This window comes from Minwuia sp. IMCC3009 (assembly GCF_029909415.1).
GTDB lineage: Bacteria > Pseudomonadota > Alphaproteobacteria > Minwuiales > Minwuiaceae > Minwuia.
The window spans coordinates 3,040,790-3,056,394 of sequence record NZ_CP123781.1 but is presented as its reverse complement, the minus strand read 5'-3'; the positions used below and the strand labels follow the sequence as shown (position 1 = coordinate 3,056,394).

Annotated in this window: 17 protein-coding genes; 16 read left to right on the top strand and 1 reads right to left on the bottom strand. The window is 64.5% G+C overall.

Translation table 11 applies throughout. The features are described 5' to 3' along the window. The first annotated feature begins 2 nt into the window (after positions 1 to 2). The 13 genes from QGV55_RS14345 (at position 3) to QGV55_RS14285 (ending at position 12,458) form a co-directional block, all read left to right on the top strand. Positions 3 to 737: an isoprenyl transferase gene (locus QGV55_RS14345; protein ID WP_281016101.1), complete on the top strand. Its 735-nt coding sequence runs from the start codon at positions 3 to 5 to the stop codon at positions 735 to 737. Further along, a complete protein-coding gene (locus tag QGV55_RS14340; protein ID WP_281016102.1) occupies positions 730 to 1,563 on the top strand; it encodes a phosphatidate cytidylyltransferase in 834 nt (277 codons plus the stop codon). The genes QGV55_RS14345 and QGV55_RS14340 overlap by 8 nt, the downstream gene beginning before the upstream one ends. 59 nt (positions 1,564 to 1,622) lie before the next feature. Then, complete coding sequence (gene dxr / locus QGV55_RS14335) at positions 1,623 to 2,777, top strand: 1-deoxy-D-xylulose-5-phosphate reductoisomerase (protein WP_348637692.1); 1,155 nt, start codon at positions 1,623 to 1,625, stop codon at positions 2,775 to 2,777. 46 nt (positions 2,778 to 2,823) lie between these two features. Further along, positions 2,824 to 3,939, top strand: a complete 1,116-nt coding sequence (rseP, locus tag QGV55_RS14330; protein WP_281016104.1) for an RIP metalloprotease RseP — start codon at positions 2,824 to 2,826, stop codon at positions 3,937 to 3,939. A 6-nt stretch (positions 3,940 to 3,945) separates the two neighbouring features. Further along, the gene (bamA, locus tag QGV55_RS14325; RefSeq protein ID WP_281016105.1) at positions 3,946 to 6,231 is read left to right on the top strand and encodes an outer membrane protein assembly factor BamA; all 2,286 of its coding nucleotides are present in this window, start codon (positions 3,946 to 3,948) and stop codon (positions 6,229 to 6,231) included. Positions 6,232 to 6,338: 107 nt separating this feature from the next. Then, positions 6,339 to 6,896 carry an OmpH family outer membrane protein gene (locus QGV55_RS14320; RefSeq protein ID WP_281016106.1) on the top strand — a complete coding sequence of 186 codons (558 nt, stop codon included), beginning with the start codon at positions 6,339 to 6,341 and terminating at the stop codon, positions 6,894 to 6,896. Continuing rightward, positions 6,896 to 7,927, top strand: a complete 1,032-nt coding sequence (lpxD, locus tag QGV55_RS14315; protein ID WP_281016107.1) for a UDP-3-O-(3-hydroxymyristoyl)glucosamine N-acyltransferase — start codon at positions 6,896 to 6,898, stop codon at positions 7,925 to 7,927. Before QGV55_RS14320 ends, lpxD begins: the two co-directional genes overlap by 1 nt. After that, positions 7,924 to 8,406 (top strand): 3-hydroxyacyl-ACP dehydratase FabZ, encoded by a 483-nt coding sequence (gene fabZ, locus QGV55_RS14310; protein ID WP_281016108.1) that lies wholly within the window; start codon positions 7,924 to 7,926, stop codon positions 8,404 to 8,406. Before lpxD ends, fabZ begins: the two co-directional genes overlap by 4 nt. After that, positions 8,407 to 9,213 (top strand): acyl-ACP--UDP-N-acetylglucosamine O-acyltransferase, encoded by an 807-nt coding sequence (lpxA, locus tag QGV55_RS14305; RefSeq protein ID WP_281016109.1) that lies wholly within the window; start codon positions 8,407 to 8,409, stop codon positions 9,211 to 9,213. It abuts the gene before it with no gap. Between the two features lie 3 nt (positions 9,214 to 9,216). Then, positions 9,217 to 10,050 carry a UDP-2,3-diacylglucosamine diphosphatase LpxI gene (lpxI, locus tag QGV55_RS14300; RefSeq protein WP_281016110.1) on the top strand — a complete coding sequence of 278 codons (834 nt, stop codon included), beginning with the start codon at positions 9,217 to 9,219 and terminating at the stop codon, positions 10,048 to 10,050. Next, positions 10,047 to 11,216: a lipid-A-disaccharide synthase gene (gene lpxB, locus QGV55_RS14295; RefSeq protein WP_281016111.1), complete on the top strand. Its 1,170-nt coding sequence runs from the start codon at positions 10,047 to 10,049 to the stop codon at positions 11,214 to 11,216. Before lpxI ends, lpxB begins: the two co-directional genes overlap by 4 nt. Positions 11,217 to 11,228: 12 nt before the next feature. Continuing rightward, positions 11,229 to 11,630: a lactoylglutathione lyase gene (gene gloA, locus QGV55_RS14290; protein WP_281016112.1), complete on the top strand. Its 402-nt coding sequence runs from the start codon at positions 11,229 to 11,231 to the stop codon at positions 11,628 to 11,630. Positions 11,631 to 11,633: 3 nt separating this feature from the next. Then, the gene (locus QGV55_RS14285) at positions 11,634 to 12,458 is read left to right on the top strand and encodes an isocitrate lyase/phosphoenolpyruvate mutase family protein (RefSeq protein WP_281016113.1); all 825 of its coding nucleotides are present in this window, start codon (positions 11,634 to 11,636) and stop codon (positions 12,456 to 12,458) included. Positions 12,459 to 12,486: 28 nt separating this feature from the next. On the opposite strand, the gene QGV55_RS14280 is transcribed toward QGV55_RS14285, so the two are convergent. Continuing rightward, positions 12,487 to 13,176 (bottom strand): helix-turn-helix domain-containing protein, encoded by a 690-nt coding sequence (locus QGV55_RS14280; RefSeq protein WP_281016114.1) that lies wholly within the window; start codon positions 13,174 to 13,176, stop codon positions 12,487 to 12,489. A 134-nt stretch (positions 13,177 to 13,310) separates the two neighbouring features. Here QGV55_RS14280 and QGV55_RS14275 point away from each other — a divergent pair, with 134 nt between their 5' ends. The 3 genes from QGV55_RS14275 to QGV55_RS14265 all read left to right on the top strand — a co-directional run bounded on the left by QGV55_RS14275 (position 13,311) and on the right by QGV55_RS14265 (position 15,574). After that, entirely contained in the window at positions 13,311 to 14,147 is an 837-nt protein-coding gene (locus tag QGV55_RS14275) for a methyltransferase domain-containing protein (protein WP_281016115.1), read from the top strand. Positions 14,148 to 14,271: 124 nt separating this feature from the next. Then, positions 14,272 to 14,559, top strand: coding sequence for a putative quinol monooxygenase (locus tag QGV55_RS14270; RefSeq protein WP_281016116.1), 288 nt, complete (start codon positions 14,272 to 14,274; stop codon positions 14,557 to 14,559). Positions 14,560 to 14,569: 10 nt separating this feature from the next. After that, entirely contained in the window at positions 14,570 to 15,574 is a 1,005-nt protein-coding gene (locus QGV55_RS14265; RefSeq protein WP_281016117.1) for an NADPH:quinone oxidoreductase family protein, read from the top strand. The last annotated feature ends 31 nt before the right edge of the window (positions 15,575 to 15,605 follow it).

The following is a 15,605-nucleotide window of genomic DNA, read 5'->3' as shown; positions in this document are numbered from 1 at the left end:
ACGTGTCCAATCCCGACCCCCTGACAGCCTCCACGACCCTGCCGCGTCATGTGGCCATCATCATGGATGGCAACGGACGCTGGGCGAAGGCGCGTGGCCTGCCGCATGTGGCCGGCCACCGGAAGGGGGCGGACGCGGTGCGGGCGACGGTGCGCGCGGCACGGGAACTCGGCCTGCCCTATCTGACACTCTTCGCCTTCTCCTCCGAGAACTGGCGTCGTCCGGCGGATGAAGTCCGCGACCTGATGTCCCTGCTGAAACTCTATCTGCGGCGCGAGATTGCGGACCTTCACCGGAACGGCATCCGCGTCCGTTTCATTGGTGACCGGAACGGACTTTCCGGCGACATCTGTGCGCTGATGGAGCAGGCGGAGGAAACCACGCGGTCAAACGCTGCGCTGACGCTGATCATTGCGTTGAACTATGGCGGTCAGGGGGAGATCGTGCGCGCGGCGCGGCGGCTGGCGACCGAGGTCGCGGCGGGCAGGCTTGATCCGTCCGACATTGACGAGGCTGCGGTGTCCCGGCATCTGGACCTTCCCGATGTCCCGGCCCCTGATCTGCTGATCCGCACCAGCGGCGAACAGCGGCTTTCGAACTTCCTGCTCTGGCAGGCGGCCTATTCGGAACTTGTTTTCGACGACACGCTCTGGCCCGATTTCGGGCTGGAGCAGTTGCAGCAGGCCGTCGAGATCTTCGGGCAGCGTGAGCGGCGCTTTGGCGGACGCAGTGGCTGACAGTGACCTGCGCCTAGGTGCCCGGATCGGGTCTGCACTGGTTCTTGGCACGATTGTCATCCTGGCGGCGCTCGCCGGGGGTGTCTGGTTCAATGTCGTGCTGGTCATCGCAGGCAGCGTCGCGGCCTTCGAGTGGTCGCGGGTGACCGCGACCGCCGACGCCAGGGCCACTGCCGGACGGTTCCCGCTCGCCATGGCCATCGGACTGCTTGGTGGCGTTGCCGCGATCGCGCTGCTGGACCTCGGAACCACCATTGGAATCGCGCTCTCTGCCGTGGTTGTCTCGACAGTGCTGGCCGGACTGGCGGCATGGTTCGCAGGCGGGCGGGCGATCTGGACAATGCTCGGCGTCGCGGTGATCTGCGGGGCCATGCTTGCGCTGCTGATGCTTCGCCAGTGGGGGGCGTGGCCGCTGATCTGGCTGCTAGCCTGTGTCTGGGCCAGCGACATTGGCGCGCTGGCGGCGGGGCGGACCTTTCAGGGGCCGCGCATCTGGGTTCGCGTCAGTCCGAACAAGCGCTGGTCGGGTGCTGCCGGGGGCGTGGTGGCTGCGGCCGTGACGTCCGTGGCGATCGGGCTCGGGTCCGGCATGGGGGGGGACACGGAGGACCTGTCCGTGACGGCCCTTCTGTCCGGTGGTGTGCTGGTCTCCGTCGTCGCACAATGCGGCGATCTGGCAGAGTCTGCATGGAAACGTCATTTCGGCGTGAAGGATTCGGGTACTATCATTCCCGGACACGGTGGAATCATCGACCGGGTCGATGGTCTGGTGGCGGCGGCAATCATGCTGGCGCTGATGCCGGATGTGATGGGATTTGCTGCATGAGCGCCACAGCCGGTATCGCGAGCCTGCCGCATCCGAACCGCGACGCGGCCATCGCCGCCATCGGGCCGCAGAAGTCGGTGACGATCCTGGGCGCCACCGGGTCCATCGGCCTGAACACGCTGGACCTTGTTTCACGCCATCCGGACAGGTTCCGTATCGACGCCCTGACCGCCAATACCAATGTTGGCGACCTAGCCGCACTGGCGCGACAGCATGGTGCCCGGCTGGCGGTCATCGCGGACCCGGCGCTGTATGGCGACCTCCGGGATGCCCTGGCAGGCAGCGGGATCGAGGCGGCGGCAGGGCCGGAGGCACTGGTGGAGGCGGCTGCGGGCCTGTCCGACTTCGTCATGGCCGGGATTGTCGGTGCGGCAGGGCTTGCGCCCACGCTGGCCGCGATCCGGCGGGGGGCCGACGTCGGACTGGCAAACAAGGAATGTCTGGTCTGTGCAGGCGATATCGTGATGCGCGATGTCCGGCGCTTCGGCGGAACGCTGCTGCCGGTGGATTCCGAGCACAATGCGATCTTCCAGGTCTTTGACCGTGACCGCGCCCAGGCCGTCAGACGCATCGTGCTGACCGCTTCGGGGGGACCGTTCCTTGATTTCGGGATGGAACAGATGACGGATGTCACACCGGCGCAGGCCGTGGCGCATCCCAACTGGTCGATGGGTGCCAAGATCTCCGTCGATTCCGCCACGATGATGAACAAGGGCCTGGAGATGATTGAGGCCTGGCACCTGTTCCCCGTCGCCGACCATCAGATCGACGTGTTGGTGCATCCGCAGTCGGTGATCCATTCGATGGTCGAATATGTCGATGGCTCGACACTGGCCCAGCTTGGCAGCCCCGACATGCGCACGCCGATCGCGTCCTGCCTGGCCTGGCCGGAGCGGATCGCCGCGCCGTCGCCGCGCCTTGATCTGGCCACACTCGGCCAGCTTACTTTCCAGGCACCGGACCCCGTCCGATTCCCGGCGCTGCGACTGGCGCGGGCCGCCATGGAGGCGGGCAAGGGGGCACCCACGGTGCTGAATGCGGCGAATGAGGTGACGGTCGCCGCATTCCTGGCGGGCCGGATCGGGTTTCTTCGCATTGCGGAGCTTGTCGAAACCGCTCTGGAAATGATTGATTCAGGTGCGCCTGATACGATTGAGGCCGTCATGGCACTGGATGCGGAGACACGTGTCCGGACGGCTGCCCTGCTGGGCTGATGTGGCCGGCATGGCGCTGTACAACTGATCCTGCAAGGGAACCTGCATGTTTCTGATCGACTACATCCTGCCGTTCCTCGCCGTCCTGACGGTGCTGGTTTTCGTTCACGAGATGGGTCACTACCTCGTTGCCCGCTGGTGTGGCGTCGGGGTCGAGGCCTTCTCGGTCGGTTTCGGTCGGGAGCTGTTCGGCTGGTATGACCGTCGCGGCACACGCTGGAAGGTCTCGATGATCCCCTTCGGCGGCTATGTGAAGTTCCGCGGTGACAGCGGCGCGGCAAGCACCCCCGACCATGCCGGCAACCTGCACGACGATGATCCGGAGAATTTCCACAACAAGCCGCTGGCGAAGCGTGCCGCGGTCGTCGTTGCCGGCCCCCTGGCCAACTTCCTGCTGGCGATCGTCATCTTCGCGGGCATGTTCACGGTCTGGGGCCAGCCCTTCACGACCGCGATGGTATCCGATGTCGTGGCTGACAGTGCGGCGGCTGAGGCCGGACTGCAGCCCGGTGACCTGATCGTCAGTGCAGGTGGCGAGGAGGTTGTCTCGTTCGAGGATCTGCGCCGCATCGTGTCGCTGAACCTGGACCGGCCGCTGCCCCTGACCGTGGAACGCGACGGCGCGCTGATCGACCTGGATGCACAGCCGCGTGTGGTCGTGATCCAGGACCAGTTCGGCAATGACAGCAAGGTCGGCATGCTGGGCGTGCGGGCGATGGAGCGTGGCTGGCGCGAGCTTGGTGTCGGCAGTGCCCTGGTCGAGGCGGTGCGCCAGACCTGGGTGATCACCAGCAGTACCCTGTCCGCGGTCGGTGACATGATCACCGGTCATCGCTCGGTGGAGGAACTGCGCGGACCGGCCGGTATTGCGGAGATTTCAGGACAGGCGGCCAGCTTCGGCATCGCCTCCCTGATCAATATCGCGGCCTTCCTTTCGATAAGCCTCGGTCTCATCAACCTGTTTCCGATCCCGATGCTGGACGGCGGCCATCTATTGTTCTATGCCGTCGAGGCAGTACGGGGGCGTCCGCTGGGTGAAACGACTCAGGAAATCGGCTACCGTCTGGGCTTCGCCATGGTTATCGGCCTGATGCTCGTGGCGACGTTCAACGACATCGACCGTTTCGGTGTGGTTGATTTCATGAAGGGTCTGTTTTCCTGATACCCGGTGACGGGTCAGACCGGAGATAGAGGGTTCCACGGCGTGTCGCGACGGCTGATCCTGATTACTGTGCTGGCCTGGCTGTTGCCGTTCGTCGCGAACGCGCAGCTTATCCAGGATATTGTCGTCGAGGGTAACCAGCGGATCGAGGCCGAGACCGTACGCTCCTACATGCAGCTGGAGCCGGGCAGCCCGTTCGAGGCATCCCGTCTGGACCGCGCCCTGAAGACACTCTACGGCACCGGCCTTTTCGCCGACGTGAACCTGCGGCGCCAAGGCAATGCCCTGATCGTGACCGTCGTCGAGAACCCGGTAATCAACCAGCTTGTTTTCGAAGGCAACAAGCTGCTGAAGGACGACCTGCTCGCCTCGGAAGTGCAGCTGCGGTCACGGGTGGTCTATACCCGCGCGCGGGTGCAGAGCGACGTGCAGCGCTTGCTGCAGATCTATCGCGCCAGCGGCCGTTTCGCCGCGACCATCGAGCCAAAGATCATCCAGTTGCAGCAGAACCGGATCAACCTGGTCTTCGAGATCAATGAGGGCGATCCGACCGAAATCAGTGCCATCCGGTTCCTCGGCAACACGGTCTTCGATGACGACGACCTGCGCTCGGTCATCGCCACCAGCGAGAGCGCCTGGTGGAATTTCCTGAGTTCGACAGACGTCTATGACCCGGACATCGTCGCGCTGGACCGCGACCGTCTGCGGCAGCATTACCTGGAGCATGGCTACGTCGATTTCCGTGTCGTCTCGGCGGTGGCCGAACTGACCCGTGACCGGGAGGACTTCTTCATCACCTTCACGGTGGAGGAGGGGGAGCAGTACCGTTTCGGCAACGTCGATCTGAAGGCCGATGTGAAGGACGTGGATCCGAAGGAACTGCGCAAGGCCATCACCGACGAGACCGGCGAGGTCTACAATGGCACGCAGGTCGAGAAGTCCATCAAGGACATCCAGTTCCAGCTTGGCCGCAAGGGCTTTGCATTTGTCGATGTACGGCCCCGCACCGAGCGTGACCGCGAGAAGCGGACCGTCGACATCACCTATGAGGTTCGTGAAGGTCCGCGGGTCTATGTCGAACGGGTGGATATCGAGGGCAATACCAGAACGCTGGACGAGGTGGTGCGCCGCGAGGTGCAGCTGATCGAGGGTGATGCCTTCGATACCGCGAAGATCAGCCGTTCCAACCGCCGCATCCGGGCGCTGGGCTTCTTCAAGACCAATGACATCACGCCGGAACAGGGATCAGCCCCCGACAAGGCGATCCTGAAGGTGAAGGTCGAGGAACAGCCGACCGGTGAACTGTCTGTCGGTGCCGGCTTCTCCACCACGGAGGCCGTGATCGGTGATGTCTCGATCAGTGAACGCAACCTGCTGGGACGGGGGCAGAACCTGCGGCTTTCCTTCTCCCTGTCCCTGCGTCGGCGTGAAGTCGATCTGAGCTTCACCGAACCCTATTTCCTGGACATGCCGATCGCCGCGGGTATCGACATCTTCAACACCAACATCGACTTCCAGGACGAGTCATCTTTCGACCAGAGCACCTCCGGCGGGCGCCTCAGGACCGGTTTCTCGCTGTCCGAAGCGCTGCGGATGAGCCTGAATTACCAGCTGCGCCGCGACAACATCAAGAACGTGGGCAACACCGCGTCGCTGTTCATTCAGCAGCAGCAGGGCGTCTCCGTCACCAGTTCGCTGGGGTACGAGCTGAAGCTGGATCTGACGGATGATCCGATCACGCCGCACGACGGCTCCCTGTCGACGTTCGGTCAGGAACTCGCGGGCTTCGGTGGTACGGTGCGCGACCTGCGGACCCAGGCACGGCACACGCAGTTCTTCCCCGTGTCGGAAGAATGGACACTGTCGCAGACGGTCCGCGGTGGCGCGGTCTTCGGTATCGCGAAGGATGTCCGCATCAATCGCCGCTTCTTCGTTGGCGGGGACACGCTGCGCGGTTTCGCGGCCAGTGGTATCGGTCCCCGCGACGTGGCAACGCGTGACGCGCTTGGCGGTGAGTTCTTCGTCACCGGCTCGACGGAGCTGACCTTCCCGCTTGGCCTGCCCGATGAACTGGGCATGTCGGGCCGGTTCTTCAGCGACTATGGCTCCGCGTTCGGTGTCGTTGCCAATGGCGGTGTCGAGGATGATCCTTCGCTCCGCCTGGCGGTTGGTGTCGGTGTGACCTGGCGCTCGCCGTTCGGGCCGTTGCTGTTCGACGTGGCCCGCGCGATCCTGCGCAACGATCTCGATGAAACGGAAGCCTTCCGCTTCAGCTTCGGTACACGCTTCTGACGCTCTCCGGTTGCCGCCGGTTGGTAACCTGTGCTGTAACCAATATCTGGTTTCTGCCGTGAGAATCATTGGTTCCCCTGCGAACGAGTAGAATTGAGGAAACATCCATGCGTGCCATCTGGCTTGCCGCGATCTGTATCTCGCTCATGACGCTTGGCGGTCATCAGGCCGCCCGGGCGCAGTCGATGCCGCCGCCGATCATCGCGACGATGGATTCGCAGCAGATCCTGCGTGAATCCAAGGCCGCAATCAGCATCGCGAACCAGATCAAGGGCTACATGGACAGCCTGCAGCAGCTTATCCAGGCAGAGGACAAGGCGCTGAAGGCACGGCAGGACGAATTGCGCCAGCAGGCTGCCATTCTGTCCCCCGACGCCGTCGAGCAGCGCAAGAACGAACTGCAGAAGAGCTATACCGACGCGCAGCGCATGGTGCAGGACCGTCGCCAGTCCATCGGCCAGACCCAGCAGCAGGCGGTCGAGGTGCTGAAGGGGCAGATCCTGGGCATCATCGAGGAACTGGAGCGGGAACGGGGCTTCAATCTGGTTCTGGACCGCAACAGCATCAGCTGGACCAATGGCGCCCTGGACATCACCAAGGAAATCATCACGCGGCTGAACCAGCGGCTTCCGTCGGTCAAGGTCGGGCGGCCTGAAGGTTTCTGATGCCTGACGCGCGGTTCCATCGACGGCTCGGGCCGTTCACGCTTGGCGATCTGGCGCAGAAGACAGGCCTGTTCAAAGTACCTGAGGGTGTGGACCCGTCGATGCAGATCCGTGATGCCTTGCCGCTGGAGCAGGCGGGCGACGGTGATCTGAGCTTCCTCGACAACCGCAAGTATCTGCCGGCCCTCACCGAGACAAGGGCGCAGTTCTGCGTGATCACACCGGAACTCGCCGACCGCGCGCCGGCAGGCACGATCGTCCTGCCGACACCGCATCCCTATCTGGCCTTTGCCATGGTGTCCCAGGCGCTCTATCCCGGTCCTGAACCGGATGGCGTCATTCACCCCACCGCCTTCATCGACGACACCGCAGTCGTGGGCGATGGCGTCTCGGCCGCCCCCCACGCCGTTGTGGGGGCAGGTGCGGAGATCGGTGACGGGGTCGTCCTTGGCGCCAATGTCACGGTTGGTCCGGGCGTCGTTATCGGTGCAGGCAGCCGTATCGACGCCAATGCCTCGCTGGAGACCTGCATCCTGGGCGCGCGCGTGCATGTGCAGTCCGGGGCGCGGATCGGACCGGGGGGATTCGGGTTCGCGCCGCATCCGCAGCGTCACGTCGCGGTGCCCCAGGTGGGGCGGGTGCTGATCGGCGATGACTGCCACATCGGCGCGAACGTCTGTGTCGCCTCCGGTTCCGGCCATGACACGAAGATCGGCAGCAATGTGTGGATCGATAATCTGGTGCAGATCGCGCACAATGTCGAAATCGGAGACGGTTCGATCATTGTGGCGCAAGTTGGGATTGCCGGTTCAAGCAAGCTCGGCCAGTTTGTGCAGGTAGGTGGTCAGGCAGGTATTTCAGGCCACGTGAAGATCGGCAATGGCGTGAAGATCGGTGCGCTTTCCGGCGTGATGAATGACCAGCCTGACGGTGCCGCGGTTCTGGGGCAGCCCGCGATGCCGGTAAGGGAGTTCTGGCGCCAGCTCGCCGCCATTCGGCGGCTGGGCACGAAGAAGGGGACGGATACATGACGGACACGGATGCGACCATCGTGGATGACATGGCTGGCCCGGTTGATATCAACCGGATCATGCAGATGATCCCCCACCGCTACCCGATGCTGATGGTTGATCGTGTCGTGGACATCCAGCCGAACCACAGTGCGGTCGGCATCAAGAACGTGACCATCAACGAACCGCACTTCGTCGGCCATTTTCCGGTCAAGCCGGTGATGCCGGGTGTGCTGATCATCGAGTGCATGGCGCAGACTTCTGCCGTGCTGTTCGCGCGCACGCTGGGCAAGGGGATGGAGGGCAAGGTGGTCTATTTCATGACCATCGACAATTGCCGCTTCCGCCGGCCGGTGGAGCCGGGCGACCAGTTGCGGGTGCATGTCGAGAAGCTGCGCGGGCGCGGCGACATGATCTGGAAGATGCATGGCAAGGGCTATGTCGATGACAAGGTGGTGGCCGAGGCCGACTTTGCCGCCATGATCCAGGAAAAGCTCTGAATGGCCGAAATTCACCCCACTGCGGTTGTCAGTGATGACGTGACGCTGGGCGAAGGTGTCCGCATCGGTCCCTTCTGCGTGGTTGAAGGCGACATCACCCTGGATGACGGGGTGGAACTGGTCTCCCATGTGGCACTCGCGGGGCGCAGCCGCATCGGCGCACGGACCCGGGTGTTCCCCTTCGCCTCCATCGGCCACCCGCCGCAGGACACCAAGTACAAGGGCGAGCTATCACGGCTGGAGATCGGGCAGGACTGCACGATCCGCGAACATGTGACGGTCAATCCCGGCACCGAGGGTGGTGGCATGCTGACCACGGTCGGCAATGGCTGTCTGCTGATGACCGGGGCCCATATCGCGCATGACTGCCAGGTGGGGAATCACGTCATCATCGTGAACAACGTGCTGCTGGGCGGACACGTGGAAGTCGATGACTGGGCCATCGTGGGCGGCATGACGGCGGTGCACCAGTTCGTGAAGATCGGCAAGCACGCCATGGTGGGGGGCGCGTCGGCGCTCGGCACCAGCGTGATTCCCTACGGTCTGGCACGGGGCAACCTGGCGCGGCTGGACGGGCTGAACCTGGTTGGTCTGAAGCGGCGCAACTTCAGCCGCGACGAGATCAGCACGCTGCGCCGTGCCTATCGCTTCCTGTTCGGGCCGGAGGGCACGATGGAAGAGAAGGTCGCGGATGCGGAGAAGCTCTTCGAGGGGGAAGCCGGTGTCGACGACATCATCGGCTTCATGAAGGCCAATTCCTCCCGCGGTCTCTGCACGCCCCGCAAGGATGCGGCGGCGGCGCAGTAAGCCATGACCGAGCTGCCCAAACGGCTGGGCATCATTGCCGGTGCCGGTGACGTGCCGGGGGATGTTGCGGCGGCGGCGGAAACCATGGGCGTCGGCGTGCATGTGCTGGCCTTTGACGGGTTCACCGAACCTGATCTGCTGGCACGCTACCCCCATGACTTCATCCAGTTCGACCGGGTCGGTGACATCCTCGCCGCCCTGAAGCGCGGTGGCTGCGACAGTGTCTGCATGGTGGGCAAGGTCGCGCGACCGGACTTCTCCAAGCTGCGCCCCGACCTGGCAGGCATCAGTCTGCTGCCGAAGGTGATCGCCGCAGCCCGGAAAGGCGACGACGCGCTGCTGCAGGTGCTGGTCGGCTATTTCCAGAAGAAGGGGTTCCGCGTTGTCGGCGCCCACGAGATCAAGGGCGACGTGCTGGTGCAGGAAGGCCCGCTCGGGTCGGTGCTGCCGGATGATGCGGCGCGGCAGGACATTGCCCGTGCAGTCGTCGTCGTGGAGGCTCTGGGGGCCCTGGACATCGGTCAGGGTGCCGTGGTGCGCGACGGGCTGGTCCTGGCCGTGGAGGCCGCTGAGGGTACCGACAGGATGCTCGAACGCTGTGTCGATCTGGTCAAGGGCACGGGTGGTGTGCTGGTGAAGCTGACCAAGCCGGGGCAGGATCACCGGGTGGACATGCCGACCATCGGTCGGGAGACGGTGCGCCGGGCCGCCGCCGCCGGACTGAGCGGTATCGCCGTGGAAGCGGGGGCGGCGATGATCGTGGACCGCGCCGGAACCGTCGCCGATGCCGACGCGGCCGGCCTGTTCATCACCGGCATCAACCGCGAGACCCCATGAGCGTGCAGCAGTCGCCGGGCCGGACGATCATGCTGGTGGCGGGGGAACCATCTGGTGACGTGCTGGGCGCGCGTCTGATGCGGGCGCTGCGTGACCAGTCGGGCGGAACGGTGCGCTTCGTCGGCGTAGGTGGGGACGAGATGGCGCGGGAGGGGCTGCAGAGCCTGTTCCCGATCACCATCCTTTCCGTCATGGGACTGTTCGAGGTCCTGCCGCGTGCGCTGGCCATCCGCCGCAGGCTGAAGCAGACGGAGGCCCTGGTGCGGCAGGTGCAGCCCGATTGCCTGATCACGATCGATTCGCCCGGCTTCAATCGTCGGCTCGTGCAGGCGGTACAGGACATGGACCTGCTGAAGATCCATTACGTCGCGCCCTCTGTCTGGGCCTACAAGCCGAAGCGGGCGGTGCACATGGCGCGGCTCTATGACCATCTGCTGACCCTTCTGCCCTTCGAGCCGCCCCTGTTCGAGCGGGAGGGACTGCCGTCCTCCTTCGTCGGGCATCCGGCGATCGAGGCGGAGCGCAATTATGCCGGTGACCCCCGTGCTTTCCGCAGCAATCTGGGCATTCCTTCGCACGCGCCGGTCGCGGCGGTGCTGTTCGGCAGCCGGATGGGTGAATTGCGCCGGATGGGGCCGATCTTCATCGATGGCCTGCGCCGGGCCATGGTTCAGGTTCCGAACCTGGTCGTGGTCGCGCCGACGCTGCCGCATCTGAAACCGGCGGTGGAACGGATGCTGGGGGACCTGAAGGCCCCTGTGCACGTCGTCGGCCCGGATCTGAAGATGGACGCGTTCCACGCCGCCGACGTGGCACTGGCCGCTTCAGGCACGGTCGCGCTGGAACTCTCGCTCGCCGGTACCCCGTCGGTCGTCGCCTATCGGCTGAACGGCCTGACGGCCGCCATCGCCAAGCGCCTGATCAGGATCCGCTGGGCGAGCCTGACCAACATCCTGCTGGACCGGGAGGTGGTGCCGGAACTGATCCAGGAACGCTGTCGCGCGGACCAGATCGCGCCGCACGTCGTTGCCCTTTTGAGCGACAGCACCCATCGTGATGCCCAGGCTGAGGCCGGGCGGCTGGTTGCCGACATGCTGCGTCCCCCGGGGGAATGGCCTTCGGAAAAGGCCGCCCGCGTGGTACTGAAACTGACAGACAGGAACTGAGGAGGGAACGTCATGGAAGGCGCACGGCTGCTGCACACCATGATCCGGGTGAAGGATCTCGACAAGTCGCTGGATTTCTATGTCCGGCTGCTGGGCATGAACGAACTGCGCAAGACGGATTTCCCCACCGGCGAGTTCACCCTGGCCTTCGTCGGCTACGGGGAGGAGAAGAACAGCACGGTGATCGAACTGACCCACAACTGGGGTCAGGAAGAGCCCTATGACCTGGGTTCCGGCTTCGGGCATCTGGCCATCGGCGTGCCGGACATCTATGCCACCTGCAGCGAGCTGGAGAAGGCAGGCGTGCCCATTCCGCGCCCGCCGGGACCGATGAAGCACGGCGGCTCCGTCATTGCCTTCATCGAGGATCCGGATGGCTACAAGATCGAGCTGATCGAACGGAAGCAGGGCTGAACCATGACCGCAGGCCCCGCCAAGTCCTTCGCCGACCTGCATCGGGGTGACAGGCCATTCGTCATGCCGAATCCGTGGGACCGGGGGTCCGCCCGGATCCTGCAGAGCATGGGTTTCAGCGCCCTGGCCACCACCAGTGCCGGGTTTGCCTTCTCCATCGGACGGCGCGATGCGGAGGGCGGCGTTTCCCGCAAGGAGGCGATCAGGCACGCGGCGGAAATCGTGCAGGCAACGCATCTGCCGGTGAACGGCGATCTGGAGAACGGTTTCGGCACCAGCCCGGAAGCCTGTGCGGAGACGATCCGGCAGGCGCTGGCCGCCGGACTTGCGGGATGTTCCATCGAGGATACGACCGCGGATCTCAGCGCCCCGATTGTCGACTTCAATCTGGCTGTCGAGCGCATTGCGGCCGCCGCGGAGGTCGTGCGCCAGTCCGGCAAGCCCTTCGTGCTGACCGCGCGGGCGGAGAACTTTCTCTACGGTCGGCGGGACATGGACGAAACCCTGCGCCGCCTCAATGCCTTCGCCGACGCCGGTGCCGATGTGCTCTATGCACCGGGCCTGCGCAAGATCGAACTGGTGCGGGAGGTCTGCCAGGGCGTTTCCCGACCGGTCAATGTGCTGGCGACTGCCGGTCTGACCGTGGCGCAGATCGCCGACGCCGGGGCGAAGCGGATCAGCCTGGGTGGCGCCTTCGCGCTCGCCGCCATTCGCGGCCTGATGCGGGCGGCGACCGAGGTGCAGGAGAAGGGCACCTTCAGCTTCGCGGCAGAGACACCGGGGTCCGCAGATATCAACGCCATGATGCTGGGCCGCGACGAGGCATAGGCCGGTCCGCGGGTCCCGGGGGGGGCGCTCAGCTCTCGTAGGCAGGTCTTACATCTGCGAGCGGGCTGAGATTGAGCCAGGCGCCCAGACACTTTCTTGCCGCCGATGAGCCGATGGCCTCCAGCCGTTCACTTGCAAGGGCCGGAACGAGCGGCAGATCACCCCTGACGATGTGGATCATGTCGGGCAGGGTGCAACTGAGATAGAGATCGACCTCGAACCCCGGATCGTCGAGGCAGAGTTCACACTGCCCGTCCTGGTTCACGAACCACCACACGTCCTGACCGTTGGGCAGGTCGGTGAAGGCGAGGCGAACAACGGCAGGTGACTTGCCAAAGGCATCAGCCTCGACACTCCGTTCTATTGCCCAGAGAAGCAGGCCGAGGTCGATCTCGCCTTCGGCAAGATCGCGCCGCGTCCAGCGTTGACCCCAGACGCCGAGCGTGTCGATGAGCGGGATGAACTCACGCCCCGCCTCTGTCAGATGATAGGTCCAGCCCTTCCGGTTCTCCTGCGGTCGCCGTTCCACCACCCCTTCCGCCACAAGCTGCTTCAGTCGCCTGGACAGAAGTGTTGGCGACATGAGCGGTACGCCGCGCTGCAGTTCGGAGAAACGGGTCGAGCCCCAGGCCAGATCGCGAATGATCAGGGGCGTCCACCTTTCGCAGAACAGTTCGGCTGCCTTGGCTACCGGACAGAACTGAGCGTAGCTCTTCATCACTGTGCCTTCCGACGTTTCCGGGGACAGAAATCCGATGTCCGCCAAACTACAGTTTGTGGAGTTTCCAGCCAAGTTTCGCAGGTGGAGAATGCGCACGCAGAACAAGCAGTGCACGATTTCGGGAGACAGAAATGCAAGAGAAACTGGAGGATGCCGTCGCGACGCACTATGGCAGGGACGGGCTGCTGGAAGACATTCTGGCAGGGCTTGAGAAGCTGGGCGGAAACCCGGATGACCCCGCACCTGAACAGCTCGCGGCGGTCGATGAATTTCACACCGCAGGCCGGATCACCACGCTCGAGGCGCTCGGCATGGCACCTCTCCGGGAGGGCATGCACGTGCTTGATGCCGGCTGCGGCATTGGAGGAACGGCGCGGGTGCTGGCCCGTGACTTTGGATGCCGCGTGACGGGCATCGATCTCACTCCGCAGTATGTCGATGTGGCACGCAAGCTGACCGCACGCATGAAGTTGGACACGGCATGCGAGTTCCAGACGGGCAACGTCCTCGCCATGCCCTTCCCCGACGGTGCCTTCGATGCCGCCGTGACATTCCATGTGGCCATGAACATTCCGGACCGGGGACGCCTCTATGGCGAACTCGCCCGTGTGTTGCGGCCCGGCGCGACGCTCTGCCTGTTCGACGTCATGAAGGGGGCGGCGCCCGGCATGGTCTATCCGGTGCCCTGGGCGGAAACGGAGGCCACGAGCTTTCTCAGGACCCCGTCCGAGACACGGAATCATCTGGTGACTGCCGGATTCAGCCTCGACAGGGAGGAAAGTCGGCATTCCTTTGCCGTGTCGTTCTTTCGCGAGGTGCTGGCAAATGCGGCAAGGGCCGGAAGTCCGCCTCCCCTTGGGCTGCATCTGCTGACCGGTCAGAACTCGCCGGAGAAGTTCGCCAATTATCTGCGGGGACTGGAGGCCGGGCAGATCGACCCGGTGATCATGGTGGCGACACGACTTTGAGTTCCGATCGACCGGACCTGCGTCAGCGGCATGGCTGTGGGCGCGCTCCGGCCCGGAAAGCGGCTTGCCGTTGCTGTCTGCCCAACCTACCCTTCCGACAGGCTCAATTCAGGGGAGGATGGCCATGATTGGTGTAGTTGCGACGATCAAGTGCAAGGACGGTTCGGCTGAGGATTTCGAGGCTGCGGCGAAGCAGCTTGTGGAGGCCGTGAACGCGAACGAACCCGGATGCCTGTTCTATCGCCTGTTCAAGACCGATACGCCGAACACCTACCGCTTCCTGGAAGCCTACAAGGACAAGGAAGCGACGGAGGCACATCGCGCCTCGGATCACTTCAAGACCATGGGCCGTGCCATGGGGGCATTCATGGATGGCCCGCCGTCGGTCGAGCGTCTGCCGGGCGTCGAGTGACCGAAGCCCGATGAGGGCACTCATCTGCAACGACTGGAAACCGTTCGACGAACTGGAACTTGGCGACCTGCCCGTGCCGGAGATGCGGGCGGGGGCGGTGCGCATCCGTATCGATGCCTGCGGTATCTCCTTTGCCACCGGTCTGGTGGTGCAGGGCAAGTACCAGCGCAAGCCGCCCCGGCCATTCGCGCCGGGGACGGAGATCGTCGGCATCATCACCGAATGTGCCGACGATGTGGACCGGTTCCGGGTCGGTGATCGCGTCATGGCCTTCATCGACTGGGGCGGCGCGGCGGAGGAGGCCGTGGTCTGGGCCGGGCAGGCCTATCCCGTGCCGGACGGCCTGTCGGATGCGGAAGCCATTCCGCTGCTGTCGTCCTACGGCACGTCCTATGGGGCGCTTGTGGAGCGGGCAGAACTGAAGCCTGGCCAGACCGTGCTGGTGCATGGGGCCGGGGGCGGTGTCGGCCTTGCGGCGGTGGAGATCGCCCACGATATCGGCGCCACCGTGATCGCCCGGGCAGGAACGGCTGAGAAGCGCGACTGGCTGCGCCAGCGCGGCGCCGACCATGTGCTCGACAGTCGTGAAACCGATTTTCGTACCGCTGTTCAGGAACTGACGGACGGACGCGGTGTCGACGTCATCTACGACCCGTTGGGCGGGGACGTGTTTCACCAGTCGCTGAGATGCCTCGACCTGGGCGGGCGACTGCTCACCATCGGTTACGCGGCAGGAGAAATTCCGCAGCTTGGCGTCAATCTGCTACTGCTGAAGAATGCCACCGTGATGGGCTTCAACTGGGGCACCTACTGGGGCTGGACCCCGGTGGACGAGCGTGTCCGGCTGACCCCGGAACGGAACCGTGTGATGGCGGGACTGACCGAACTCTGGTCACGCAGGGCCATCAGCCCGAAGATCCATGCCACCTATCCGCTGGCCGACTACAAGGCGCTCTGGGCAGAGATTTCCGAACGCCGAGCCGTTGGCCGCGTGGTGCTGCTGCCGCAGGCCTGAGGCCGCCGACGTCGCCGCATTGACCAAATTC